This window comes from Neorhizobium petrolearium, from assembly GCF_017873175.1.
Taxonomy (GTDB): Bacteria; Pseudomonadota; Alphaproteobacteria; order Rhizobiales; family Rhizobiaceae; genus Neorhizobium; species Neorhizobium petrolearium.
The window spans coordinates 40793-65032 of record NZ_JAGGJW010000017.1; the positions used below are offsets into that span (position 1 = coordinate 40793).

Sequence of the window (24240 nt, forward strand, 5' to 3'; positions counted from 1 at the left end):
TTCTGCAATAATACCCGCTAAGGGAAAGCGAAGTTGTTTGGATTGAAACGGTTAGCGCGGATCGGCCTGAAGCGTTCGAGGGGTCGGTCAATTTCGTTCCAGAGATAGTCGCCGGTGAGTGCGATATGAGCCCAGGGAAGTGGTGCGACTTGGGAGAGCAGCTCGGCGGGAATATCGATGCCCTGGGTGCGGACATAATCGACAGCGCGGCTGAGATAGACGGTGTTCCACAGGATAATGGCGTTGACGACGAGGTTGAGACCTGACGCCCGATAGGCCATGGTTTCCGCCACGCGGTTGCGCAGCTCGCCAAGCTGGTGGAGGAAGACCGCCCGGGCAAGGGCGTGACGGCTTTCACCCTTGTTGAGGATGGCATGCGATCTGCGCCGGAGCTTGGTGTCGAGCAACCAGTCGCAGATGAAGATCGAGCGTTCAATCCGGCCCATTTCGCGTAGCGCCTGATTGAGCCGATTTTGCCGAGGCGATGCGGCAAGCTTCTTGAGGATGACGGACGGCGGCACGAGGCCCGCGCCAATCGATGACTTCAGCCGCAAGACCTCATCCCAGTGCTGCTCGATGACATCCATGTTGACGGCTCCCGAGATCAGCGCCCCGAGCGGCTCGTACGCCGCGTCGGGATCGATGACGAAGAGCCTGCGATTGCCGAGATTGCGGATACGAGGAATGAGCCTATAGCCGAAGCCATGGAACATAGCGAATGTCGTTTCGGTCGCGCCGGCGGTATCGGTTGCATGCTCATGGATTTCGACGGAGCTTTCGTTGTGAAGGAGGCCGTCGAGCACGTAGGGCGCTTCGCTCTCGGACGCCTGGATCATCCGGGAGAAGAAGGAGGCGAAACGATTGGACAGGAAGCCATAGACCGAAGCACCTGGTCTTTTGCCGTATTTTGCATTGTATTCGAGGCTGGCTTCACCGCGCCCGCCTGCCGGAAAGAACTGCCCGTCCGAGGAGGAGATATGACCGTCGCCCCAGACCGCGGCGAAGGGATGAGCCTGCTGCGCATCGACCAGCACGGCGGTCGCCGTAGCATAGGTTTCCGAGCGCAGATGCCTATCTACCATCAGCATCATCTGGTGGATCGTGACGCCGCGTGAGCTTTCCGCCATGCGTTCAGCACCGGCGTTGGTGGCGTCGGCAAGGATAGCGGCCATCAGCGCCGGCTCGTCGTTCGCCGTCTCGCCGGTGCGATAGTGTGTGAAGCTGTCAAGGAACCTGGTCCAGCTGTGGACCTCGGCAAGCAGGCTGGTGATCCTGATCCGGGGAACGAGGATGTAAAGACGCCGGCTGAGCGCGACGATCCCGTGACGCTCCTCCTCGCGGATCGGGGAGACCGACAAACCCTTGTCGGAAATAGCCGCATCCGGAATGGCGTTGGCGGCCGCCGCCCTTGCCAGCTCTTTGAGTTTCGCGTCGAGCGTGGCGGTGCGTTCGGCTCGCCATTCGGCAAAGCTGTCAGGGATGGCAAGCCCGAGCCGGCCTTCGGCGCGCATCAGGGCAAAGATCGGTCGAGGCAGAAGATAATCCTCGAAACTGCGCCATGCCCGGCTGCCATCAACCCATATGTCACCGGCCCGCAGGCGCTCCCGAAGGTGAACGAGTACCGCCACTTCCCAAGCCCGAAGGTCGATGGTGACACCGTCCGAGCGCACACGTCGCCGCCACTTGCGGGTCATGAACGCGAACGGCACCTGCGCGGGTAGTTTCCTGCCACTGTAGAGCGCACGCAGATGATCCACTGCCTTCAAAACCGGATCATCGGGACGAAACGACCGGAAAGAGAACGCGCCGAACATGAGCCTGCCCAGCTTTCGCAGCGATTTGTGCCGCTCTATGAGCTCATCGAATTCGTCGCTGCGATCGGGGCGCACGACGGACCTGGCTGCGGCCACGCTGGCGGTCAATCCGTCCCAGCCGAGTGAGACTGCAATTGCGGATGCGAGATCGGTGTTGTTCTCACGGGCGGCCAGAAGCGCCTCGCCAAGCTTGAGATGATCGAGCGCCACCCCATCAAGAATCTCGGCTTCTTTCAGCCGGCGTTCTGTGCGGCTCAGTTCAGCCTTGCGCCGGGTGCTGCCGATCAGTTTGCAGAACATGTCGATCGCAAGGTCGGTGATTGCCGCCTGCCTCTCGATGACGAACGCCGTCAGCGTGGCGTAGCGGCGCTCGGATGTAAGGCGTCGTATCTCACGGGCATGCAGAATGCGGGCGTCCCGGGCGATGATGCCATAGCGGTTGGCATGGATCGTTTTACGTCGCTCATCGGAAATCGCCGCCGAACGCAGAACCTCAAGCCGGGCAATCAGGCCCTTGAGGTTTTTCAGTTTCGTCCCCTCCGGCGCTTCCGCAATCCAGCCGAGATGGCTCCGATCGCCGGACCGATCGATGAGAAGCTGATCAAGCGCCTCGATGGACGGTTGCTCCATGCCCCGGATCAAGCCGCGATAAGCCTGTCGTCGCGCTGCCGCCCGGCCCGCCATCGCCAGACGTATCAGCAGTTCCGGCACAGGAACGAGCAGCTTCCTCTCCTTCAGGGCTTCGATCACGGCCTTGGTGATCGGCTCGCCTTGTTCGGTAGCGGCTGCCTCGCGTGCCGCCGCGGTGATCAGGGATCGATAATCGCTCGCCCGGACGGGCCGGAGATCCAGTGCGACGACAATCTCCCGCGTATGTTCTCGACGGGTTTCCTCCCGCTGGGCATAGAGTGCGAACACCGCAGCGTCGATGCCCAACTGGTCGGCGACAACGGAGACGACTGCCTGAGGCGGAACTTCCCCAGCGCGGAGCGGACGACCGAGATCACGCACCAGGGCGAGTTGGATGGCAAAACCCAGACGATTATGCGATCGGCGATGCGCCCTGGCGAAAGCGATGTCCTCAGCGGACAGCGCATAGCGCGCGAGGGCCTCTTCATAAACATCGGGTGGGTCGAACACAACGGTGCGCGACTGCGCGTCGAGGAAGGCCATCGGTCACACCCGCTCTCAAACTGGGGGAGCAGGCTCATCTTCTTTGCCCGGTCCGGTCCATCCGGTTCGCCGCAATGTATCGATGAGAGTCGAGCGCGGCACCTTGAATGTCCGACACACCGACGCCTTGCTGGCGCCGGCTTCCAGCGCCGCCAGAATCTGCTCAACCTTTTCGGTGTCGATCGTCGGTGGCCTACCGCCCTTGCGACCGCGCCGGCGTGCCGCCGCCAGTCCAGCGTTGACCCGCTCCGTGATCAGCACTCTCTCGTATTCGGCGAGCGTGCCAAACAGGTTGAACAGGAACGCACCGTGCGAATTCGTCGTGTCGATAGCTTCCGTCAAAGAGCGGAAGGCGACCCCGCGCATCTTCAGATCCTCAACGATTCTGATCAGGTGGGAGAGTGATCGGCCCAGACGGTCGAGCTTCCAAACGACCAGCACGTCACCCTCGCACAATTCCGCAAGGCAAGCCTTCAGCCCCGGCCGATCGTCGCGCGCGCCCGAAGCGCGATCCTGATGCAGGTGACGCTGATCGACCCCGGCCGCGAGCAGGGCGTCGCGCTGCAAGGCAACCGACTGCCGCTCATCACCGCTCGATACCCGCATGTAACCGATCAACATGCACGACAAACCTCAAATTCCGTGTTGCCGCACAGTCTCACATTCCGACAGGGTTTGTCGCGCAAATAATTGCCCAGTCACCCCGTCGATTTCGACCCGCCGAACCGCTACGCGGAAATCATCTGTTTTCCGTCACGCCAAAAATCTCTTAGCGGGTAATATTGCAGAGATTCCCACGGAGCCCCGATCTGCCGCGCCAGAAATCGTAAGACGCCAGCCGGCAGGACCTCGCCATCCGCAAGCGGTCGGCCAGGGTATCGTAGCGTGGCCAGAACACAGGCGAGGCCCAGTCTGTTCGCGGCCTTGTTCTGTCGCATGATCAGTTCGAGATCCGATCGATCCAGCGTATAATGTTTGGCGATCTCCCTTTCGTTATCCGGGATGATCGTCGCCTGTTGCCACCATGCCTCGCTCAGTAATGCTCTTCGCGCCATTCACTGATCTTCCCGTTTCGCCGCGGAGAGTGCAGCGAAACGGAAAATGCGTGTCCGACAAACGAACGTTTCGCGGCATCCACAGTTCTTGTCCGCAAACCTTGTCATGAAACGGCGAATCGGACAATGTCCGTATTCAACGGAAAAACGGACAAACCACGTCTCATGACCGCTATCGGCTATGCAAGGGTCTCCACCGGCGACCAGGACACCGCCCTGCAACTCGACGCTTTGCGCAAAGCAGGTTGTGAAAGGCTGTTCGAGGATAAGGCATCCGGCATGAAGACTGACCGACTCGGATTGGCGGAGGCGATCCGCTACGTTCGCGACGGCGACACGCTCACAGTCTGGAAGCTCGACCGCCTCGGCCGGTCGATGAAGCACCTCATCGAGATCATCACCGAACTGGAGGCCAAAGGCGTCGGCTTCCGATCCATCACCGAAAACATCGACACCACGACATCCGGCGGTCGCCTGGTCTTCCACCTGTTCGGCGCGCTGGCACAGTTCGAGCGCGATCTGATCCGGGAACGAACACGTGCCGGTCTGCAAGCCGCAGAGGAACGCGGCCGACGCGGTGGCCGACAAGTCGTCGTAACCCCGGACAAACTTGCCAAAGCCCGCCAGCATCTGGCGGCCGGTTTGAACGTCCGGGAAGCCGCGGCCCGCGTGAAAATCGGGAAAACCGCCCTCTACGAAGCTCTCAAGGCCGAAAAAGCAACGACATCCACGGTCAAACCAACCTGAGTTCCGGATACGTTCTTAAAAGTCGGACAGATTCGCCACTTTCGTGTCGTGACGCCAGCTTGATGCAAAGTGCGGGATTGCCAGAAACTCAGCTTATGCCCGCCGCAGCATCTTTCCTGAGTCAGGCCGTGGTAATCCAGTCCTCGAACGCAGCTTTTCAGGACGCTTTCCTCGTCGTATGTGCGATCTTCATGCTCGCATTGATCCCTACGTGGTTCATGTGGCGTGCCCCTTCCCCAGGCACCTAGAGCAATCCTGTGGTCGATGAATCAAACGTGATGTGACGAGAGTGACCGAAGCTGATTCAACTTCTCCACGATTCTAGATGACGGCACGAGCACTGAGAGATGTATTTTGAATGCGGGTGTTGAAAGCGTCTGCTGCCTGTTTGTACTGGCAGGTTGCCGGTCGTTTCGGCGTTGGGTTTCCACGGCGATCCGTTGGATTGCAAGAGCAGTAGAAGGCGAGCCAACACCGCGACTGCCGGTTTTTACTCCGCCGTTGACAACCTTCCCTTCTGGGCAACGTGACGCCGGCTCATTTCTTCAGAACAAGCCAGGCGGACCTTCAGATATAATTACACAGTGTAGATCCCCACGCGCTCCTGCTGTCGTCGCAGAAGGGTAAATATGTGGCCGACTTTTACGCCTTCCGCAGCAGAATGATCCCGCCGCTTCCGTGGATTAATTTTGCACGGCCGCTCTCCGTCGGACACGGCGGGTCGGGTCTCCAGAAATCGCGGGGATTCGCAACGATAACGAATTACTACACTATTTCAATGGCTTGAGCCACATCCGCCAGTTGGCCGAGAATTTTTCGGGCGAAGCACTCTCGTTTTGAACGAGGGACCACAAGGTTTCGGCCAACCGGCACGATCTCGTTACCCAACCCCCGAGCTCGCTGAAATCCAGTCCCATAGCCCAACGATCTTGATTGGGCGGATGCGAACAGCATGACCGACATCACTGAAGACGGTCAATTTGCAAACCGCATCCGCCCGGTTTCGGGCGCGCTCTTACAGCGGATACGGTTGGGACGGCTGTTCGATCGTAATCCACTTCAACTCGGTGAATTCATCAATCACCGCAATGCTATCGAACCGACCCCAACCGCTGGCCTTCGTGCCCCCATAAGGCGCTTGGGCCTCATTGGAGACGGTGGAACCGTTGATGTGCACCGCACCGGTCTGGATGCGCATTGCGACATCAAGTGCTCGTGCCATGTCTGTTCCGAAGACGGCAGCGGACAAGCCGTATTCAGTGTCATTGGCCACCCGCACAGCTTCCTCCGCGCCGCATACACGGATCACCTGCAAGATCGGACCAAAGGCTTCCTCGGAATAGATGCGCATCTCGGGTGTGACTCCGTCGAGCACAGTCGGTGCCATCAAGGTGGTGTCTGCGTGCCCGCCAGACCGTATCTTCGCACCCTTTGCGACCGCGTCGGCCAGCAAACCGTTCAAGCGATCAACGGCGCCCTGGCTGATGATCGGGCCAAGCGCGCAAGCCGCCTGGGAGCGTGGATCGCCCGCCTCCAGTTGTGCTGCCCGCGCAGCGAGTTTCTCGACAAACGCATCGGCGACAGACTCATCGACAATGGCGCGCTCGGTCGTCATACAGATCTGGCCCTGATAGAGAAATGCGCCGAAGATGGTCGCATTCACGGCGCCGTCGATATCCGCATCCGCAAGCACCACCATGGGCGACTTGTCGCCGAGTTCCATCAGGCTGCGCTTGAGATGGCGGCCACAAGCTGTGGCAATGATCCGGCCCACATGCGTCGAACCGGTGAAGTTAACACGCCGCACAGCCGGATGCGCGATCATTGCCTCCACGACTTCGGGCGCGTCCTTCGGGTCGTTGATCACGAAGTTGAGCGTTCCGGGGGGGAAACCGGCTGCATGGACGGCCTCGGCAACCAGCACATGGGTCTTGGGCGAGGTTTCCGATGCGCGGAAGACAACCGTGTTACCGCACATCAGCGGATAGGCGATAGCCCGTGCCGCCAGAACAATCGGCCCGTTCCAGGGTACGATCGACAGGATAACACCGACCGGCTGGCGCACGGTCATCGACAAAGTGCCCGGCTTGTCAGAGGGGATAGTGTTGCCCTGGATCTGCGTAGTCATCGCAGCGGCCTCGCGGAATACATTCGCCGCGAGCATGACATTGAAACGCGCCCAAAGATCGCCTGCCCCGACCTCGGCCTTCATCGCAAGAACGAACTCTTCTGTGCGCCTTTCGATCTCTTCGGCGGCCTTCATAAGCAGTACGCGGCGCTGGCCGGGGCCAGTCTGCGACCAGGATGCAAATGCGCGCTCGGCGGATTCGATCGCCGCCACGGCATCCTGCGGATTCGCGGCCGCGCCCTGCGTCACGACCTCGCCACTTACCGGTGAGCGGCGTTCAAATGTGACGTTGCCTGTAGCATTCCGGGGCTCGTTGTCGATATAGAGCTGAATAGTCATGCCATGTCCTTATGGAGTTTGTGTCGCTACTCTTGGGGCTCGCGCCGACCAGACGGTTGCGCGAAGATCTGTCTGGAGAACGGTCCAGTCTCAACCGCGCGCACTATCCGGCGCGCTTCCTTGGTTAGATTGCGCCGAACTTTTCAACGAGATCCGCACCCATGTTCGGAGAGGCGAAGCCCCGCATACCGATACCGCCATCGAAATTTAGGACGCCGCCGGTGCCTGGCGTATTGTCGCGACGATTGGCAAAGAAGACGTAGGCACCGGCATATTCCCGCGCATTAAATGCGCGCTCAAGTGGCAGCATCTGCTTCATCAGGTCGTCGAGCGGAATATCGGAAAACTTGATTCCCTGTTGTGAAAGCGCACTGGTTCCGGCGAGGTTGCTTCCGCCAACACCTCCCGGCGCGATACCGTTCACCCGCACATACGGTGCGAACTCATGCGCCATCTGCTTGATCATGCCGACCACTGCATGCTTCGTCGCGGTGTAAAGAACACCGCCACCGCCAGGATAGAAGGACGCGTTCGAAGCAGTGAAAATCATGTGGCCCTTGGTCTTGTAAAGCGCGGGCAATGCCGCCTTGGCCCCTAGGACATAGCCCTTGACGTTGATGCCGAACATCTCGTCGAAAGCAGATGACAAGTCGCCATCTTCTGTCGAAACCATGGTTTTCGAATAGTCCCAGATGCCGGCGTTGCCGATGAACGTGTCGAGCTTGCCGAAGGCCTTGAGACATTCGGCAACCGCCCGATTGTTGTCAGCCACCTCGCGCACATCACCCGCGATGCCAACAACCTTGTCGCCGAGTGCCTTCACGACCTCATCGATGCGCTCCTGCGAGCGGTCGAAGATTGCGACACGCGCGCCTTCCTCGACGAAGCGTTCGACGATGGCTTGTCCAAGACCGGACCCTCCGCCCGTCACGAGCGCGACTTGATCCTTGAGTTGCATTGTAATTCCTCCCGTATTTTAACGCTGCTTCTCAGCAGTTAATGTATATGAAGTCGCCGTCGACCTTTGCAGGAAACACCTTGAGTGCCTCACAAGCAGGCAGGGCCTTCACCTTGCCGGTTCTGACGCAAAATTTCGCGAAGTGCAGACTGCACTCGATAACTCCGTCCTCGATAAAACCGTCCGCGAGTGACCATGTGTCATGCGTACAGGTGTCTTGGACGGCGTGTATTTCGCCGTCCACTCGGCACACCAGTATCGGCTCAGGGCCACCTTCGAATACCTTCATCTCTCCCTCCGACACATCTGCCGAAGGGAACACCTTCATCCACGCCATTTTTACCCCATTAAAAGAAAAAGCTGAGATTGTTCGACAGGATTGTGCTCTGGTCGATCAGGATCGTGCGGCGCACAATCTCGAAGCCCGCTTCGGTTTCAACCCGACGCAGGACATCCCGTCGCTCACAAGCGAAAACGTCGAGCTGGCGCTCCTGCCGCGTCCTGTACACCATCGACGCCGAAATGACATTGATCGTGTTCTCATTCTCGGGAACGAGCATGACGTTGCTGATCAGATAGCGCAAGCGAGAGGCCGGGTTTTCGGACCACCCCACATCCGACAGGATCTTGCGGATCCGGCCTTTCATCGTGTGCCAGTTGTCGTCGAAATGAGCAAAGCCTTGCTCATCCGTATATTCCTGTGCCACTTCGCGCATGATTTTCGTTGAACGGATCGGCATCCAATAGTGAATGTCCTCAGCCAAAAGACTGAACCACTCTTTGTAACGGCGATCCGTCAGAAGCTTGGATTCCCAATACAGGAACTGTTCGACTTCGTGCTGAAGTTCCAGAGAAACGACCTTGGGCTTGCTTTCGAAGGCAGCCTTGAAAGTGTCATCGAGCATTTTTTCCTCCCTCAGTGCAGAACTATCTGCCGACAGCGTCGGCAGACGTTTGATACATATGCAGACATTTCCGCCGGTTGAACGTTACTCCGCGGCGAGCGGCCTTTGCTGGCTCCGACGGATGGCAGGCCAATCCGGTGCTGTCATGATCTCGGTCCAGTAGCGGTACAGGCCGCGCGCCGACTCCTCACTATAGGTGTAGGCGAAGCTCAGCCCGGGGAAGCCCTCAGGATTATCGGCCGTCACCGTATGTGTTCCCATCTCGATGTTGAACTTCTGGTTTTGAGCAACATGACCGCGCAGCACTTGTTGGATGTCGCACCAGTTTTCGCCATCATCCTGTTCGAACACGCCACCCGCCGAGAATGTGCGCGATGTGTTGCGACGCCATTCGTCCTTGATCTCCTGCGGGGCAGTTTTGTCAACGACAGTGAACGTCCAGACCTCGATCTCGTTTGGACCGCGAGGCTGCCACATGCGGACCGTGTTAATCCCTGCCAGGAACGACAGGTTCGGGAAGACGTTGGTATGGCAAAGATGTACATCTGCCCGTCCCTGACCCAAACGGCGCACGGTCTCCTCGTAAGCCGGCCCGGTCGTCAGGTATTCCGTCACCTTCGGTCCGAGAATTGTCATGTAAAACATCGGGTTACGCAGGAACAAGCCGCACCCGTGTCCGTTCTCCAAATGGACATTCAAGCCCTCCGTCGGAGGGGCAACCTGGGTAATATCCACATCTTCCGGCACGCCCGCCATGATGCCGGACAGGTGTGAGGTGGTGCCTGCATGATAAGCGTCCGAAGCGAACTGCTCTGCCGCGAACTTCCAGTTGCAGGGAATGACCCACTTCTGGATGCCGGGGATCGCCTCGGTCCCCTCCTCACAGCGGTCGAGCATAATGTCCATATAGAATTTGACGTCACCCAGGTATTCGTCGAGCGGAGGCGCGTCGGCGTCCCAGTTGGCAAAAATCAGGCCCTTGTAGGTTTCGACGCGCGCCTGCTTCGGTCCCCACTCCGCCTTGTTCAGGCAACCACCGAAGGCTTCCTTCTCCATCGGTACGCTTACCAGATCGCCACCCTGATTGTATGCCCAACCATGGTAGGTACATGTAAAGGACTTAGCGTTGCCCGAATCGGCCCGGCAGATCCTCATTCCGCGGTGCTGGCACTGGTTTAGGAACACCCGGATGCTGGCGTCCTTCTGGCGCACAACGACCACAGGATCCTCGCCGATGTAGGCGGTCGTGAAGTCGCCCGGCTTCGGGATTTGCGATTCGTGACCCATGCAAATCCAGGTGCGCGCAAAAATGCGCTCAAGCTCAAGACGATAAAGGGCCTCGTCAACATAAATCTTAGGATCGTACTTACCGCCCTTCTCGTCGACCATTGCAAGAATTTCGGCATCGGAATAAGCGCCAGCGGCGCCCGCAATCGTTCTTACGTTCATCTAAACTCCTCCCTGTGGCTTCGATGTCCGCCTTGTCCACTTAATGCAGACCATGCGTCCTTGTTTACATTTATCCGTTCCAGGCGACCCTGGCAATAAGAAAAGCATGCTTTACAATGAATGCCGGGGCGGGCATAAGGCAAATCTGTTGGGGGAGTGCAGTCAGAGGGAGGCCAAGGAGATGAATACATTTTGTGCGCGCATAGCAGGCGCGATGATGGTTGCGGCGACGGCGACGGGCGGTGTCTCCGCTCAGGTTGCGTCGATCACGACACCTCCTGCGGGTTCGGTCTGGAATACGATGGCTTCGGTCATCTCGGCCCAGGCCCAGAGGAGCGATGGCGGGCGGCTGGTGGTCCAGGCGTATAGCGGAAACGCACAGATGCTTCAGGCCGTGGACAGCAAGGACGCAGAATTCACACTTACTGACATCAATGACATGATCGTCGCGGTCGCGGGGGAGGGTGATTACTCTGCGCCGCTGCCGAATCTGCGTGTCTTGGCGAAGATCAATCCCTTTGCGGTGGGGCTGTTCGTCCGGGCGGATTCCGGCATGACGCGCGTGTCCGATCTCGCCGGGAAGCGTGTGCCCGCGGGCTGGGAGGCTTTCCCGCTGAACCGTCCGCTGGTGAGTGCGCTTCTCGAGGCGGACGGGATCAGCTATGACGAAGTGGTTCAAATGCCGATCCCCGACATCATTCGCGGTGCCGATGCTTTGGCCTCGGGCCTGACGGATGCGGCCTTCTTCGCGGTGGGCGGGCCGAAGGTCGCCGAGGTTGGCGCGACGGTAGGCGGGGTCCGCTATCTTCAGGTCGCCTCGGATGAAAAGGCGCTCAAGGCGATACGCAAATACCGCCCGGCCTATTACTTCTCGGAGGTTACACCCTCGCCGGTTCGGGTGGGTATCGAAGCACCGATAATGATGCTGACATGGGACAATGTCCTTGTTGCCGGTGCCCATGTTTCCGACGAACAGGTCACGGCGCTGCTGGCCGCGATCTTCGATAATGTGGATGCGATCGGTGATTCCTATCCTCCGCTTCGCATGATGAACCTGGATACCGCCTATGTCGATTACCCGGGTGTGGAATATCATCCTGCTGCGGTGGCCTTCTTTGCCCAGCGTGGCGTCGCCATCCGTCCTGTTGACTGACAAGACTATGACTGTGTGCCGGGTCGGGAGACTTACCTGCCCGGTCCTTGTTTTTGTGTTCGCTCAACTCGGAGGGAGTGGGTCTTGGCTCAAACAACTGGCACCCGGACGCCGACGATTCGTCGTATCGCTGTCCATACACAGGCGGTGGCACTTTCGCTTCTGGCCATTTCCGTTGGGTTTGACGCGCCCAGCCGCCTCGGGCTGAACGTCTATGTCGAACAGATATTGGCAGTCGCTCTGGGGCTTGGCCTGGGCCTTGTGTTCCTGATCGACAGAAGAAGCGTCGGCGAGAGAGATCTGGGCAGCGGCGGCGAGAATGATCCGGTGCCTGGTGGCAGTTCCAATGACTGGATTCTTGCGGTTCTGGGGCTGTTCCTTTCTCTATATGTTGCGGTGAACTACGCCGATATCGTCTCTCGTGTGATGTCCGCTCCCGCCGATATCGTGGCAATGGCCATTGGGCTGGCTCTGCTGGTGCTCGAGGGGTTGCGCCGGGTCGTGGGCTGGACCCTGGTTCTGGTGGTGCTCTTCATTGTCGGTTACGGGATGATCGGCCACCTGGTTCCGGGTGCGATGCAGACGCGACAGGTCTCTCCGGATCGTCTGTTGTCCTATATCGCCTTCGATGCCAACGGCATGCTCGGGCTTACCATGAATGTGTCCGTAACGGTCGTTGCCGCGTTCGTGCTGTTCGGGCAGATCCTCGTGCGGGCGGGCGGTGGCGAGTTCTTCAACGACATCGCGCTTTCCGCATTGGGGCGTCGCCGCGGCGGCGCGGCCAAAATTTCGATTCTCGCCTCGGCGCTTTTTGGCACGATTTCCGGGGTCGTGGTTTCCAACATAGTCGCGACCGGGGTGGTCACCATCCGACTGATGATCCGCTCGGGGTATCGGCCCCAGATGGCTGCCGCAGTCGAGGCCGTCGCCTCGACCGGAGGGCAGATCGCCCCCCCGGTCATGGGGGCAGTCGCCTTCCTAATGGCCGATTTCCTCGGCGTTTCATATGCGCAGATTGCCATTGCTGCGATCATCCCGGCCGCGCTCTATTACTTTGCGGTGTACTGTCAGGTTGATCTTGAGGCCGCCAAGGCCAATATCGCCCCCCTGCATGAGGATGAAATTCCTTCTGCGCTCGGCACTCTGCGTCGCGGGGGTATCTTCATCCTGCCGTTTGCCGTGATCGTGATCGGCATGTTCTGGCTGGGCCAGCGGCCGGAAACGGCGGCACTCTGGGCGGCCGGCGTTGCCCTGATCTGCGGCATCGCATACGGCTACGGTGGTCGGCGCATCACGCTGCGGATGATCTGGCAATCGCTCGCCGACGCCGGCATCTCCATGACCGAGATCCTGATGATCGCCGCTGCCGCCGGCTTCATCATTGGCGTTCTCAACATCACCGGGCTGGGTTTTGTCGGCACCTTCGCGCTGGCCGAGATCGGTCGGGGCAACCTTCCGCTGCTCTTGTTCCTCACGGCCGTTGCCAGTGTTGTTCTTGGCATGGGGATGCCGACGGTTGCCGTCTATCTTTTGCTGGCGGTCCTTCTTACCCCGCCTCTGGTAGAGGCCGGGATCACACCGATGGCCGCCCATTTCTTCATCTTCTACCTGGGCATGATGTCAATGGTGACCCCGCCTGTCGGCATCGGCGCCTTCTTCGCCGCCGCGCTGGCCGGGGCCCCGCCGATGCAGACCGCATTCGTCTCGATGCGCCTCGGCTGGACAGCCTACATCATTCCCTTCATCTTCGTGGTCACGCCCGCCCTGCTGATGCAGGGAACCCCGGTTGAAATCTTTCTGGCCGCGTCTGCCGCGGCAATTGGGGTCTATGCCATATCCGCCGCCATGGTTGGCTGGTTCGGGGGCATGTTGTCAGGCTACGAACGCGCAGTCCTGGGCTTTGGCGGAGTGCTGCTTCTTATGCCGGAAGCATTGGGTGGCGGGTACACCCTCATGCTCCATGGCCTGGGTGTCGCAATCATGGTGGCACTTCAGTGGCTGCGCAGGGCGATGGTGCCGGGATAAATGCATCCTACGATGCCACATCGCTGAATTACAACCACGAGGAAAGGACAATAACCTCCATGAATTACAGCTTCCCGCTGCCTCCTGCCGTCAGCCTGCCTATCGCCGGTCGGGATGAGCGTTTTCCTGTGCGTCGGGTCTTCTGCGTCGGACGCAACTATGCAGAGCATGCGCGAGAGATGGGCAAGGATCCGGACCGCGATCCGCCGTTTTTCTTCACCAAACCCGCCGATGCCGTTGTCGAAGATGGGCAGACCGTCGCCTATCCGCCCGAAACGCAGAACTTCCACTATGAAGCCGAACTGGTGATCGCCATCGGCAAGGCTGGCACGGATATTCCCGAGGAACAGGCGCGCGACCACATCTTCGGCTACGCCATCGGCAACGACCTGACGCGGCGGGACTTGCAGCTTGCTGCTCGCGCGGCAGGCCGGCCCTGGGACTGGGGCAAGTCGTTTGATCGCTCGGCGGTGATAGGTCCGATCCACACTGGCGCGCCGGTCGGCAAGCCCGAGCATGGCCGGATCCAGTTGACGCTGAATGGCACCGTCAAGCAAAGCGCCGATCTGCAAGACCTGATCTGGTCGGTGCCAGAGATCATCTCGATCCTGTCGCGGTCGATGGAGATCCGGCCCGGCGATCTGGTGATGACAGGCACGCCTGCGGGTGTCGGCGCGATGCAGGTGGGCGATGTATGCGTCGTCTCGATCAGTCGGCTGGGAGAGATCACCACGACCATCGGACCGCGCGCGAAGGGACCCGTCGGATGACCTTCCGCCTTCACAATTTCTTCCGCTCATCGACCTCGACGCGGCTGCGCGCTGCCCTCAACCTCAAGGGCGTCGCCTATGACTATGTGCCCTATGTCCTGCGCAAGGGAGAAACCCGCACGCCCGAATTCCTGGCAATGAACCCTGCCGGACTTGTGCCGGTTCTGGAACGCGACGATGGCCAGGTTCTCGTGCAGTCGCTTGCCATTATCGAATGGCTCGACGAAACCCAGCCCGGGCCGCAGCTCTTGCCTGAGGGGGCAGACGCGCGCGCGCGCGTGCGCGCGCTTTCATACATGATCGCCTGCGAGATCCACCCCCTGAACAACCTGCGCGTCCTGACCCGCCTGGCCGAGCAATTCGGCGCCGACGAGGCCGCGCAGAAAGCCTGGTTCACCGAATGGGTCGCAACCACCTTTGACCCGCTCGAAATCATGCTGGCGCAAGACAGTCGCACCGGCCGTTTCTGCCACGGTGACACGCCGGGGTTCGCTGATTGCTGCCTTTATGCGCAGGTCTGGAACAACCGACGTTTCGACATTGATACAAGCCGCTGGCCCACCATCGCGAGGATATTCCAGGCGGCCGACGCGCTGCCCGCTTTCCGCGACGCCGCGCCAGCACATCAACCAGATGCGGTATGACGCAATACCGACAGAAGCCGGACTCTCCTGAAGCGAGTGAGACGCCGGATATCTCGAAGAGGACACATGGACACCAGACCAGAAGCCCCGCCACCCCTTAGCGGCATCCGCATTGTCGAAATCGGCCACTTCATTGCCGCTCCGTTCGCCACTCGCGTTCTCGGCGATCTTGGCGCCGAAATCATCAAGATCGAACCGCCCGATGGGGATCCTGTGCGGGGCTGGGGCGCGCAATCCAACGGTGCGTCGCTGTGGTGGAGCGTTCATGGTCGCAACAAGCGTTCGGTCGCGGTCGATCTCAAAAGCCCCGAAGGGGTCGAGGCCGTGGGACGTGTCATCGCGCGCTCTGATGCGCTGATCGAGAATCAGCGCCCCGGCGGTCTGGCGCGTCTCGGCTTCGATCTTAAAAGGCTGCAGGAACTGAGGCCGGGTCTCGTAGTGGCCCATGTCTCGGGATATGGACAGACCGGCCCGATGCGTGACCGTGCTGCATTCGGCGTCATTGGCGAGGCGATCGGGGGATTGCGCCACCTGACCGACCATCCGCCCGGCACGACCGATATGCCGCCGCCACGCGTAGGCATCAGCATCGGCGATTCCGTTGCCGGACTTTATGCAGTGATCGGCGTTCTCGCCGGTCTTTTGCGCCGAGACGGTCGGACGGACAGCCGTGGCGCCGACGATGACCAGATCTGCACCGTCGATATCGCCCTTACAGAAGCCGTCCTGTCGCTGATGGAAGGGATCGTCACGGAATATGGCGCGCTCGGGCTTGTGCGTCAACCCGTCGGGGCGCGGATCGCGTCGGCGGCACCCACCAGTGCCTATCCCTCGGCGGATGGCCGCTGGGTCATCATCGCCGCGAATTCCGATCTGCTTTTTCAGCGCCTGACGGCGCTGATCGGGCGCGCGGATCTGGCGGCAAGGCCGGAGTTGCAGAGCAATGCGGGCCGCCTCAAGCATGTGGACGAGCTTGACGAGGCGATTTCCGCCTGGTCCCGCCAGTTCGATGCCGGGCGACTTGCAGAGCTTCTGGCCAAGGCAGACATCCCCTCGACGCTGATCTATACTGCGGCAGAAATTGCCGATGATCCGCAGTTCCGCGCGCGGGGCATGGTGCGCGAAGTCAGCGATCCGCGCCATGGCAACCTGCTTCATCCCGGCATTGTGCCGCATTTCCCCGATTCCCCCGGCGCGATCCGTTGCACCGGCCCGGATGTCGGGCAAGATACCGAAGCGGTTCTGGCCGAGATTGCGGGCTATTCGAAGGATGAAATCAAGTTGCTCTACCAGAAGGGAGTAATAGCATGACCGCCGTCCAGATCGTTGAAGTCGGCCCCCGCGATGGCTTTCAGAACATCGGTCCCTTCATCCCGACCGAGACCAAGATCGCCGTGATCCGCGAGCTTGCCGCCGCGGGCGTGAAGCGGATGGAGATCACCTCCTTCGTCAGTCCGCGCGCCATTCCGCAACTCGCCGATGCAGGCGAAGTTCTGGCCGATGTTCTGGCCCAGGGCCGTGTTGTGCCGCAGGTGCTGGTCCCCAATGCCCGCTATGGCCAGAAGGCAATCACGGCGGGGGCGCGGTTCCTGTCCTATGTCATCTCGGTTTCGGAAAGCCACAGCCGATCGAACGTGCGCGCCACGCCGGATGAGGCCCTCGCCGATTACGCCCGGCTCGTCGCCCAGGCGCCCGACGGCCTGCGGATGCGGTTCAACCTCGCCACTGCATTCCATTGCCCATTCGAAGGCGTGACTCCGGCCAGCGCTGTCCTCGCAATTCTGGGACGCGCGCTGGAAATCTGCCCCGATGCCGAGATCTGCCTTTGCGACACGACCGGTCGCGGCGAACCGGCGCAGGTCGCGGAATTGTTCGAGGCGGCGATGGCGCGCTTCCCCGCCGTTTCCGCCTGGGCGATGCATGCACATGATACCTACGGCCACGGCACGGCAAATGTGCGCGCGAGCTATGATCAGGGTGTGCGCGTCTTCGATTCCGCGATTGGCGGGCTCGGCGGCTGCCCCTATGCCCCCGGCGCCAGCGGCAACGTCGCCACCGAGGATCTCGTGAGTCTGTTCCAGGATTACGGCGTGGAAACCGGAGTGGACCTTGTAGCTTTGGCGCCGATCGCTGCCGCCGTCCAAGCCCTGCCGGGCGCGAATTGCAGTCGGAACGGGATCGGCGTAGAGGACGGCGACAAAAACAAGGCAGAGTCCAAGTTGAAAATTGACAGCATGCTTACGACTGCCTATGAATCAAGCTGATTATAATGAAGAGCGCTGGGAGGAAAGAATGACCGGAGACACGAAAATCGATCAGAGGATTGTAGAGAAAGCTCGTGCTTTCAACCTCTTGTCCCCGCCGGATGACTATTTCGACGATCCAAGCAAATATTTTCGTCTTTTGCGCGATGGTGACCCGGTTCACCAGCAAGAAGACGGCACCGTTCTTTTAACCCGCTACGACGATGTGCGCCAGGTATGGCGAGACCTGTCAGGTCTCGTTTACAAGGGCGAGTATTTTGAGAAGAAATTCGGCAAGGGGCCCCTGCTTGAGCATCACACATCGACGATGCTGTTCCGTGACAACCCCGATCACGACCGGTTGCGCGATATCGTCAACCCCTTCTTCTCTCAGACGTCCATCAAGTCTCTGACAGACTTTACCCAAGACGTGATTGATCGTGAGATCAAGAAGGTCAAGCAAATGGGCGAGTTCGATTTCGTGCGAGATTTCGCGTTCCGGATCCCGGTAGCACTTATTTGCAGGGTCATCGGCGTTCCGGTTGAAGATGCCGACTATATCCAGGGCGTGGGGCGCAAAGTGCTTTTCCCACTTAACCCGCAGGTGCCGGCCGAAGCAATCAAACAGGGCCATGAAGCGGTCACGGAGTTCATGGGCTATCTGCGACCTTTTCTCGATGAGGTCAAGGCGCGCGCCACGATCGACCCGGCCGAGAGTATCCTTTGCGCGATGGCTGCGGCTCAGCGTGAGGGCGTTGAAGTCAGCGACGCCGAAATCCTGCATATGTGCATCGTGACGCTCAATGGCGGCCATGAGACCACCACAAACCTCATCTCTCAGGCGGTGCATTTCCTGATGGACGACCCCGAGAGCAAACAGCAACTGCGTGAGGGCGCGGTCCCTCTGCCTACGGCACTCGAAGAGCTGATTCGCTTCATCACACCGCTTCAGCTTCAGGGACGGCGCACGGTGAACGATGTGGAGCTTGCCAGTGGAAATGGCACGATCCCGGCTGGCACCGAGGTGGTTCTTGCCCAAGCCTCGGCGAACAGGGACGAGCGGATCTTCGAGAACCCCGACAAGCTTGATCTTGCGCGGCGTCCGAACAATCATGTCGCGTTTGGTGCGGGGATCCATGTCTGCCTGGGTCGACCACTTGCGAGGATGGAGGCGCCGATAGCCATTGCCGCCGTGCTGAAGGAACTACCGACCATGGTCCGCAACGGCGAGACACGCTTTCAGCGCAGCACGCGGTTCAGGGGGTTGGAGCAATTCCCGGTACGGCTGGCTTGATCCGCGATGACCGCGGGCATTGAGGTATTCTCATGATAACGGGCAATCCATGGGTGGCCCGCTATCATGGGCGCAAGTTGATAAGGAGAAAAAATGAAGATCTGTCGCTTCCACAAGAACCGTATCGGTCTTGTTCAGGACGGTGAGGTTGTCGATGTAACCTCGGCCCTCGACCTCTTGCCGCAGGTGCGCTACCCGTTGCCGCGGTATGACCCGTTGATCGCCCATCTCGATCAACTCAAGGAAGCATTCTTTGAGGCTGCCAAGACCGGAGAGCGTCGGCTCGCCCTTGAGCTGGCTTTCGATTCACCCATTGCAAACCCCGGCAAGCTTGTCGCGGCGCCTGTGAACTACGTCAAGCACCTGGAAGAGGCGCGCGCGCAGAAGGATCTACACCAAGGCAATGCAGCCCAGGTGCGGGTGATTCACGAGACGGGCCTGTTTCTAAAGGCCACCAGCAGTCTTATCGGCCCCTCCGAGCCGGTGACGCTGCGCTTCCCTGATCGCCGCAGCGATCACGAAATCGAACTCGCGGTCGTCATCGGCAAACGCGCCGACCGGGTGTCGGCGGAGCGCGCGCTGGAGCACGTCGCAGGATATGCGATCGGGCTTGACATGACGGTGCGCGGCGCCGAGGAGCGCAGCATGCGCAAGTCCATAGATAGCTATTCGGTGCTGGGTCCGTGGCTTGTAACTGCCGATGAAATCGTCGATCCGTCCCAGCTCGACTTCGAACTGAAGGTGGACGGCGTCACCAGGCAGAAGGCGAATACGCGTGATCTTGTGCTGAGCGTGCCGGAACTCATCGAGATGGCCAGCCGATTCTATACACTGGAAGTGGGCGACGTCATCTTCACCGGGACGCCCGAGGGAGTCGGGCAGGTTGAGCCGGGCAACAAGATCCATGCCTGGATTGACCGGATTGGATCAATGGAGATCGACGTCACCTGAAGTCGATAAAAAACCGGCCATCACCGCTTTGGGTGGCCGGTTTCAATCCCTGTGGCTGTGTCAATTCATCTCGGATTCCAGCGCTGCGGGAATTGATGGGCGCGTGTTCTTACCTGTAGCCCGAAGAAATACCGTAAGCGTTGTAAGTAGCTGATGTTGCTCCTCAAGAGCGAGATCATCCAACAGCAGCGACCTCAACCTTTCGACACGACCGAACGCCTTGGCGTAGAGTAACTCTCCGGCGGGAGTGAGGTCCAGCAGTTTCTGTCTTTGATCCGTATCACTCTTCTTGATCCGAAGCAAACCTCGCCTCTCGAGAGAGCTCGCTGTTCGTCCGCAACTGGCCTTGTCAACTGCGGCGCGCCGGGCCACTTCCGTAACTGAAAGGCCTGGGAAGCTGTGCGTTGTTGCGATAATGATCCAGCTCACAGGCGATAGCTTCAGGCCAGCCATGGCCTCGTCAAAAGCATACAGAAAGACTTGGTAGCTACGCCGAATCAGATGCGCGGGATGATCAGTAAGAACTCGAAAATCGTCTTCTTTTCCCGTGGTTTCGGCTGGTTGACGCTCGATCAAACTTTCGTTGCCCAACAATCTCCTTATTCTCACCTGTCCACCTATGGCGCAACACCGTTTGATGCTGCCTGCAATCTAGAGCTATCAGAAGGACATGAGGCCTTCTGATAGGAATTGATACAAGCTATGCGGAGAAAGACCAAGCAAATAAAGGCGTCACTACACGTATCATCCGCATTTTAAGGTTCATCGGGGACATGCGAGCTAAGTGGCAGCCGCTCGACGAGCGTATCGATGCTTTGAATGACGATCTGTGTGAGCATGCGCGGACTGACGAAGCTGTGAACCGTCTGACCTCGATCCCGGGCATCGGCGTCCTTGGCACGACTGCGCTCGTTGCAGATGTTGGAGACGGTGAGGCGTTTCGCGAAGCCCGCGACGTCCCAGCTTGGCTCGGTCTCGTGCCGAAGCAGATGACGACAGGCGGGAAGCCGCGGCTACTCAGCGTCACCAAGCGGGGCAATATCTACCGTAAACGCTCATTTCCATGCGCGTTGACGCGGTCCGCTTGACCGGACGGGCGTGTCCTCCGGTGGCTTTTGATCAGGTAGCGGTAGTTTTGGCGAAGTTGAAGGACAGCAAATCAGTGATGTCGGCGTCTGTGGCGCGCTGTGGCAATTCGCTGAGGACATAGCGCAGTAGGCCAGGCGTTCGATGCCGCAGGCGCGGCACGTCAGCATCGGACTGTAGACAGCACTTGCCCTGGCTCCGTCCACGGTGTCGCTGAACAGCCAGGATTTTCTGCCGGTAGCAATGCCCGTTAATTCTGCCCATGTCGGCGATGAAGTCGAGGTCTATTATCGCTGGCATCCGTATTTCGCCCAGAGGGTTTCCATTCGCCGCGTCGAAGAACTCGCGACAGGTCGGTTTTTGAAGCTTTTGGGGCCGACGTGTGTCTCGATCTCGATTTCTGGATGATTGATCCTGTGGTGTGCAGCGGCATGAGCATGGGAACGGCACGCGCCGATCCTGCGGCGCTGATCGAACGGAACAAGCCGGTCACCGGTGGCGACGAGCCTGCACTCTTCCGAGGTGGACTCGTCCATCGAGCTGCGACCTTCAAGAAGAGTTCCCCGTGGACAGGAACCTTCTCTTCCAGCCGCACCCGGAGGTGGTCGCCGACGACCACGGCATCCAGCCCAAGCGCTTCACGCAGGCTTCATCGCTCAGATGGCGGCGATGTAGCATGTTGCTGTGAAGTTGGTTGCGAGCTTGTCATATCGAGTTGCGACGCGTCTCCAATCCTTGAGGCGGCAGAAGGTGCGTTCGATGATATTCCTGCGCTTATAGGCCTCAGGGTCGAAGGGCTGGATCTGTTTTCGGGTTGGATTGTTGGGGATCACAGGCTCGGCACCGCGCGCGATGAGGAAAGTGCGAAGCGCATTGCTGTCATATGCAGTGTCGGCGGCACATAGATTGCGAAAGAACCCTGATCGTCGCGCTATAAGGCGATGCGATAGCGGCGACCGTATGTGATGAGTTTGGATTGGTGGAAGCGACCAGTCCGATGTTGTTAACCTACATCCGTCAAGGGGGAGGCGCAGAATCTCAGATGAATTCAGACATAGCGCCTGACGTCAGGGCCGGGCGTCAGGCCCATGACAAGGTTGGCAATGCTGCGCGCGTCTATGCCATAATGACGATAGAGGTCGCCGATTGTACCGGTCTGGCCGAAATTCTCGACGCCAAGCGAGATGGCGCGATGGCCTTTGACGGAACCCAGCCATGCCAGCGTTGCCGGGTGCCCGTCGATGATCGTTACGATCACGCAATGTGGCGGCAGTTGCGCGAACAGCCGTTCAACAGTTGACAGGGCTTGCGCGTTCCCGTGCGCCCGTGCCCGTTGCGCTGCGGTCCAACCCGAATTCAGGCGGTCAGCTGATGTTACAGCCAGAACCGCAACATCACGGCGGTTTTCGCCAAGAATGGCAGCGGCCGAAATTGCCTCGGGTGCGATGACGCCTTGATAGGCGATGACCACTTCGCAATTCGGCCCTGGCTTGCGCAGCCAATAGCCGCCGTCGATGGCCCCTTGACGAAAGGCGTCGTCATGACGCTTGCCGGGCTGCTCAAGCGGGTTCGTCGATAGGCGCAGATAGACAGACCCGCCGGTCTCGTCTCGAAGCCAAGTGCGTTCGTCCACATAAGCTTCGCCATCCCTTTGCAGATAGTCGAGGGCCCAAGCCATTATGACTGCCAATTCGTCGGCAAAAGCGGGTTCGAAGGCCGCCAGCCCATCCTGCGCAATTCCAATCAGCGGCGTTCCGATGGATTGGTGCGCACCGCCTTCCGGAGCCAGCGTGACGCCGGACGGAGTCCCCACGATCATGAAGCGAGCGTCCTGATAGCAGGCATAGTTCAGCGCATCGAGGCCGCGATAAACGAAAGGATCATAGACCGTTCCAATCGGAATCAGCCGTTTGCCGAACAGGCTGTGCGACAAGCCCGCCGCTGCTAAAAGGAGAAACAGGTTCATTTCTGCGATGCCGAGTTCGATATGTTGCCCATCAGGCGTGAACTCCCATCTCGCGGTTGAAGGGATGCGGTGTTCGGTGAAAGTATCCGCCTGCGCCTTCCGCGCAAACAGCTTGCGCCGGTTGACCCAAGGTCCCAGATTGGTCGTGCCCGTCACATCCGGCGATGTGGTGACAATCCGCGCGGCAAGTTCGCTGTCCCCCTTCGACAGGTCATCGAGGATCTTACCGAAGGCCATTTGGGTGGAAATCTCACGGAAGGTTGAAAGCTCGATGACGGGCACCGGCAGTTTCGTGTCGTGATGGCGGCGGCGGCCCTTGCTGAAGAAGGGCGCCCTGTCCAGATAGCTCTGGAACGCCTCAGGGTCCGCAATGGTGGCGAACTTGTCCCACTCTTGGCCGGTGGGCACGCCCATATGGCTCTGCCAGCTTTCAAACTGGCTCTTGGTCATCAAACCGCCGTGGTTGTCTTTGTGGCCCGCAATCGGCGTGCCCCAGCCCTTGATCGTATAGGCCAGAAAACAGACCGGGCGATCATGGTCGATGGCGGCAAAGGTCTCCGCCATGGTTTCCACGCAGTTTCCGCCAAGGTTCTCCATCAGGGTCGCCAGTTCATCGTCGGACCGGCTGTCGATCAGCCGGGTCACATCGCCCTGATCGCCCAAATCCTCCATCAGCCGCTTGCGCCAGACGGCCCCGCCCATGAAAGTCAGCGCCGAATACAGCTGGTTCGGGCAATCATCGACCCAGTCACGCAGCGCGCGGCCCCCCGGCTCTGCAAAAGCCGCGCGTTGCAGCCGCCCGTATTTGACCCGCACGACATCCCAACCGAAAGCTTCGAAGATCGCCTCGACCCGGGCAAAAAGGCCCTCGCGCACGATACCGTCCAGCGACTGCCGGTTGTAGTCGATGATCCACCAGCAATTGCGAAGATCATTCTTCCAGCCCTCCTGCAACGCCTCATAGATGTTGCCTTCATCAAGCTCGGCATCGCCGACCAGCGCCACCATGCGCCCAAGGGGCAAGGTCTGGCCCCAGGACTTCGCCGAGATGTAATCCTGGATGATCGCGGCAAAAGAGGTGATCGCCACACCCAGACCAACCGACCCCGTGGAGAAATCCACATCATCGACATCCTTGGTGCGCGAGGGATAGGATTGCACGCCCTCAAAGCCGCGGAAGTTTTCCATTCGCGCAAGGTCCATATTGCCCATCAGATATTGAATCGCATGGAACACCGGCGAGGCATGGGGCTTCACCGCGACCCGGTCCTGCGGGCGGAGCGCCGAGAAATAAAGGGCGGTCAGTATCGAGACCATCGAAGCCGAAGAGGCCTGATGACCGCCGATCTTGATGCCGTCCACCTTGGGGCGGATGTGGTTGGCATGATGGATCATCCAGTGGGACAGCCACAACAAGCGTTGTTCGATAGTCTTGAGATCGGTCATCGCGACTGTTCCTGAGGATTAATTCTTACGGGCATACTATCTTCACGAAGGCGCGTTTTCCCGGCTATTATGAGCGCATCATTCCTGATAATTG

Annotated in this window: 22 protein-coding genes and 1 pseudogene; 11 read left to right on the plus strand and 12 right to left on the minus strand. The window is 59.6% G+C overall.

What is annotated here, in order from left to right; translation table 11 throughout:
- Positions 1 to 17: 17 nt before the first annotated feature.
- The 3 genes from J2046_RS27325 to J2046_RS27335 all read right to left on the minus strand — a co-directional run bounded on the left by J2046_RS27325 (position 18) and on the right by J2046_RS27335 (position 4042).
- Positions 18 to 2987 (minus strand): Tn3 family transposase, encoded by a 2970-nt coding sequence (locus tag J2046_RS27325; RefSeq protein ID WP_210057208.1) that lies wholly within the window; start codon positions 2985 to 2987, stop codon positions 18 to 20.
- A 15-nt stretch (positions 2988 to 3002) separates the two neighbouring features.
- Positions 3003 to 3593, minus strand: coding sequence for a recombinase family protein (locus tag J2046_RS27330; RefSeq protein ID WP_427832652.1), 591 nt, complete (start codon positions 3591 to 3593; stop codon positions 3003 to 3005).
- A 122-nt stretch (positions 3594 to 3715) separates the two neighbouring features.
- Positions 3716 to 4042, minus strand: a complete 327-nt coding sequence (locus tag J2046_RS27335; protein WP_227705912.1) for a DUF4158 domain-containing protein — start codon at positions 4040 to 4042, stop codon at positions 3716 to 3718.
- Positions 4043 to 4207: 165 nt separating this feature from the next.
- Between J2046_RS27335 and J2046_RS27340 the strand changes: the two genes are divergently transcribed.
- A complete protein-coding gene (locus J2046_RS27340; RefSeq protein WP_035218831.1) occupies positions 4208 to 4789 on the plus strand; it encodes a recombinase family protein in 582 nt (193 codons plus the stop codon).
- Positions 4790 to 5804: 1015 nt separating this feature from the next.
- Here the strand turns inward: J2046_RS27340 and J2046_RS27345 are convergent.
- From J2046_RS27345 to J2046_RS27365, 5 genes are all read right to left on the minus strand, one after another.
- The gene (locus J2046_RS27345; protein WP_024706843.1) at positions 5805 to 7256 is read right to left on the minus strand and encodes an aldehyde dehydrogenase; all 1452 of its coding nucleotides are present in this window, start codon (positions 7254 to 7256) and stop codon (positions 5805 to 5807) included.
- A 124-nt stretch (positions 7257 to 7380) separates the two neighbouring features.
- The gene (gene hcaB, locus J2046_RS27350) at positions 7381 to 8214 is read right to left on the minus strand and encodes a 3-(cis-5,6-dihydroxycyclohexa-1,3-dien-1-yl)propanoate dehydrogenase (RefSeq protein ID WP_024706842.1); all 834 of its coding nucleotides are present in this window, start codon (positions 8212 to 8214) and stop codon (positions 7381 to 7383) included.
- A gap of 31 nt (positions 8215 to 8245) precedes the next feature.
- The gene (locus J2046_RS27355) at positions 8246 to 8551 is read right to left on the minus strand and encodes a non-heme iron oxygenase ferredoxin subunit (protein ID WP_024706841.1); all 306 of its coding nucleotides are present in this window, start codon (positions 8549 to 8551) and stop codon (positions 8246 to 8248) included.
- A gap of 10 nt (positions 8552 to 8561) precedes the next feature.
- Entirely contained in the window at positions 8562 to 9119 is a 558-nt protein-coding gene (locus J2046_RS27360; protein WP_024706840.1) for an aromatic-ring-hydroxylating dioxygenase subunit beta, read from the minus strand.
- Between the two features lie 84 nt (positions 9120 to 9203).
- Complete coding sequence (locus tag J2046_RS27365; protein WP_036236102.1) at positions 9204 to 10568, minus strand: aromatic ring-hydroxylating dioxygenase subunit alpha; 1365 nt, start codon at positions 10566 to 10568, stop codon at positions 9204 to 9206.
- 181 nt (positions 10569 to 10749) lie between these two features.
- Between J2046_RS27365 and J2046_RS27370 the strand changes: the two genes are divergently transcribed.
- The 8 genes from J2046_RS27370 to J2046_RS27405 all read left to right on the plus strand — a co-directional run bounded on the left by J2046_RS27370 (position 10750) and on the right by J2046_RS27405 (position 19648).
- Positions 10750 to 11721: a TAXI family TRAP transporter solute-binding subunit gene (locus J2046_RS27370; RefSeq protein ID WP_210057210.1), complete on the plus strand. Its 972-nt coding sequence runs from the start codon at positions 10750 to 10752 to the stop codon at positions 11719 to 11721.
- Between the two features lie 147 nt (positions 11722 to 11868).
- Positions 11869 to 13746 (plus strand): TRAP transporter permease, encoded by a 1878-nt coding sequence (locus tag J2046_RS27375; protein WP_227705966.1) that lies wholly within the window; start codon positions 11869 to 11871, stop codon positions 13744 to 13746.
- Between the two features lie 59 nt (positions 13747 to 13805).
- A complete protein-coding gene (locus J2046_RS27380) occupies positions 13806 to 14516 on the plus strand; it encodes a fumarylacetoacetate hydrolase family protein (protein WP_024706836.1) in 711 nt (236 codons plus the stop codon).
- Entirely contained in the window at positions 14513 to 15160 is a 648-nt protein-coding gene (maiA, locus tag J2046_RS27385) for a maleylacetoacetate isomerase (RefSeq protein ID WP_024706835.1), read from the plus strand. Before J2046_RS27380 ends, maiA begins: the two co-directional genes overlap by 4 nt.
- A 66-nt stretch (positions 15161 to 15226) precedes the next feature.
- Positions 15227 to 16471: a CaiB/BaiF CoA transferase family protein gene (locus J2046_RS27390; RefSeq protein WP_024706834.1), complete on the plus strand. Its 1245-nt coding sequence runs from the start codon at positions 15227 to 15229 to the stop codon at positions 16469 to 16471.
- Positions 16468 to 17424, plus strand: coding sequence for a hydroxymethylglutaryl-CoA lyase (locus J2046_RS27395; RefSeq protein WP_024706833.1), 957 nt, complete (start codon positions 16468 to 16470; stop codon positions 17422 to 17424). Before J2046_RS27390 ends, J2046_RS27395 begins: the two co-directional genes overlap by 4 nt.
- 28 nt (positions 17425 to 17452) lie before the next feature.
- The gene (locus J2046_RS27400) at positions 17453 to 18697 is read left to right on the plus strand and encodes a cytochrome P450 (protein ID WP_024706832.1); all 1245 of its coding nucleotides are present in this window, start codon (positions 17453 to 17455) and stop codon (positions 18695 to 18697) included.
- A gap of 93 nt (positions 18698 to 18790) precedes the next feature.
- Positions 18791 to 19648 (plus strand): fumarylacetoacetate hydrolase family protein, encoded by an 858-nt coding sequence (locus tag J2046_RS27405; RefSeq protein WP_210057212.1) that lies wholly within the window; start codon positions 18791 to 18793, stop codon positions 19646 to 19648.
- 60 nt (positions 19649 to 19708) lie between these two features.
- Here the strand turns inward: J2046_RS27405 and J2046_RS27410 are convergent, their stop codons facing one another.
- On the minus strand, positions 19709 to 20239 hold the full coding sequence (locus J2046_RS27410; RefSeq protein ID WP_210057214.1) for a MarR family winged helix-turn-helix transcriptional regulator: 531 nt from the start codon (positions 20237 to 20239) through the stop codon (positions 19709 to 19711).
- A gap of 182 nt (positions 20240 to 20421) precedes the next feature.
- Between J2046_RS27410 and J2046_RS27415 the strand changes: the two genes are divergently transcribed.
- Complete coding sequence (locus tag J2046_RS27415) at positions 20422 to 20736, plus strand: IS110 family transposase (RefSeq protein WP_024706829.1); 315 nt, start codon at positions 20422 to 20424, stop codon at positions 20734 to 20736.
- Positions 20737 to 20767: 31 nt separating this feature from the next.
- On the opposite strand, the pseudogene J2046_RS27420 reads toward J2046_RS27415, so the two are convergent.
- Positions 20768 to 20976 (minus strand): annotated as a pseudogene (locus J2046_RS27420) (IS66 family transposase); the annotation flags it as partial.
- A 323-nt stretch (positions 20977 to 21299) separates the two neighbouring features.
- Between J2046_RS27420 and J2046_RS34170 the strand changes: the two are divergent.
- The gene (locus tag J2046_RS34170) at positions 21300 to 21422 is read left to right on the plus strand and encodes a hypothetical protein (RefSeq protein ID WP_265105939.1); all 123 of its coding nucleotides are present in this window, start codon (positions 21300 to 21302) and stop codon (positions 21420 to 21422) included.
- Here J2046_RS34170 and J2046_RS27425 read toward each other — a convergent pair.
- Positions 21391 to 21786 (minus strand): transposase, encoded by a 396-nt coding sequence (locus tag J2046_RS27425; RefSeq protein ID WP_081725684.1) that lies wholly within the window; start codon positions 21784 to 21786, stop codon positions 21391 to 21393. The two genes, J2046_RS34170 and J2046_RS27425, sit on opposite strands and share 32 nt — an antisense overlap.
- Positions 21783 to 24146 carry a transketolase-like TK C-terminal-containing protein gene (locus J2046_RS27430; RefSeq protein ID WP_024706827.1) on the minus strand — a complete coding sequence of 788 codons (2364 nt, stop codon included), beginning with the start codon at positions 24144 to 24146 and terminating at the stop codon, positions 21783 to 21785. Before J2046_RS27430 ends, J2046_RS27425 begins: the two co-directional genes overlap by 4 nt.
- Positions 24147 to 24240: the final 94 nt, after the last annotated feature.

What these genes read in the sequence shown, in the direction of transcription:
- J2046_RS27390 (WP_024706834.1), top strand. Translation starts at nt 15,227, where the DNA reads ATGGACACCAGACCAGAAGCCCCGCCACCCCTTAGCGGCATCCGCATT.
- J2046_RS27370 (WP_210057210.1), top strand. Translation starts at nt 10,750, where the DNA reads ATGAATACATTTTGTGCGCGCATAGCAGGCGCGATGATGGTTGCGGCG.
- J2046_RS27330 (WP_427832652.1), bottom strand. Translation starts at nt 3,593, where the DNA reads ATGCGGGTATCGAGCGGTGATGAGCGGCAGTCGGTTGCCTTGCAGCGC.
- J2046_RS27400 (WP_024706832.1), top strand. Translation starts at nt 17,453, where the DNA reads ATGACCGGAGACACGAAAATCGATCAGAGGATTGTAGAGAAAGCTCGT.
- J2046_RS27380 (WP_024706836.1), top strand. Translation starts at nt 13,806, where the DNA reads ATGAATTACAGCTTCCCGCTGCCTCCTGCCGTCAGCCTGCCTATCGCC.
- J2046_RS27360 (WP_024706840.1), bottom strand. Translation starts at nt 9,119, where the DNA reads ATGCTCGATGACACTTTCAAGGCTGCCTTCGAAAGCAAGCCCAAGGTC.
- J2046_RS27335 (WP_227705912.1), bottom strand. Translation starts at nt 4,042, where the DNA reads ATGGCGCGAAGAGCATTACTGAGCGAGGCATGGTGGCAACAGGCGACG.
- maiA (WP_024706835.1), top strand. Translation starts at nt 14,513, where the DNA reads ATGACCTTCCGCCTTCACAATTTCTTCCGCTCATCGACCTCGACGCGG.
- hcaB (WP_024706842.1), bottom strand. Translation starts at nt 8,214, where the DNA reads ATGCAACTCAAGGATCAAGTCGCGCTCGTGACGGGCGGAGGGTCCGGT.
- J2046_RS27430 (WP_024706827.1), bottom strand. Translation starts at nt 24,146, where the DNA reads ATGACCGATCTCAAGACTATCGAACAACGCTTGTTGTGGCTGTCCCAC.
- J2046_RS27415 (WP_024706829.1), top strand. Translation starts at nt 20,422, where the DNA reads ATGCGAGCTAAGTGGCAGCCGCTCGACGAGCGTATCGATGCTTTGAAT.
- J2046_RS27325 (WP_210057208.1), bottom strand. Translation starts at nt 2,987, where the DNA reads ATGGCCTTCCTCGACGCGCAGTCGCGCACCGTTGTGTTCGACCCACCC.
- J2046_RS27395 (WP_024706833.1), top strand. Translation starts at nt 16,468, where the DNA reads ATGACCGCCGTCCAGATCGTTGAAGTCGGCCCCCGCGATGGCTTTCAG.
- J2046_RS27340 (WP_035218831.1), top strand. Translation starts at nt 4,208, where the DNA reads ATGACCGCTATCGGCTATGCAAGGGTCTCCACCGGCGACCAGGACACC.
- J2046_RS27405 (WP_210057212.1), top strand. Translation starts at nt 18,791, where the DNA reads ATGAAGATCTGTCGCTTCCACAAGAACCGTATCGGTCTTGTTCAGGAC.
- J2046_RS27345 (WP_024706843.1), bottom strand. Translation starts at nt 7,256, where the DNA reads ATGACTATTCAGCTCTATATCGACAACGAGCCCCGGAATGCTACAGGC.
- J2046_RS27355 (WP_024706841.1), bottom strand. Translation starts at nt 8,551, where the DNA reads ATGGCGTGGATGAAGGTGTTCCCTTCGGCAGATGTGTCGGAGGGAGAG.
- J2046_RS27365 (WP_036236102.1), bottom strand. Translation starts at nt 10,568, where the DNA reads ATGAACGTAAGAACGATTGCGGGCGCCGCTGGCGCTTATTCCGATGCC.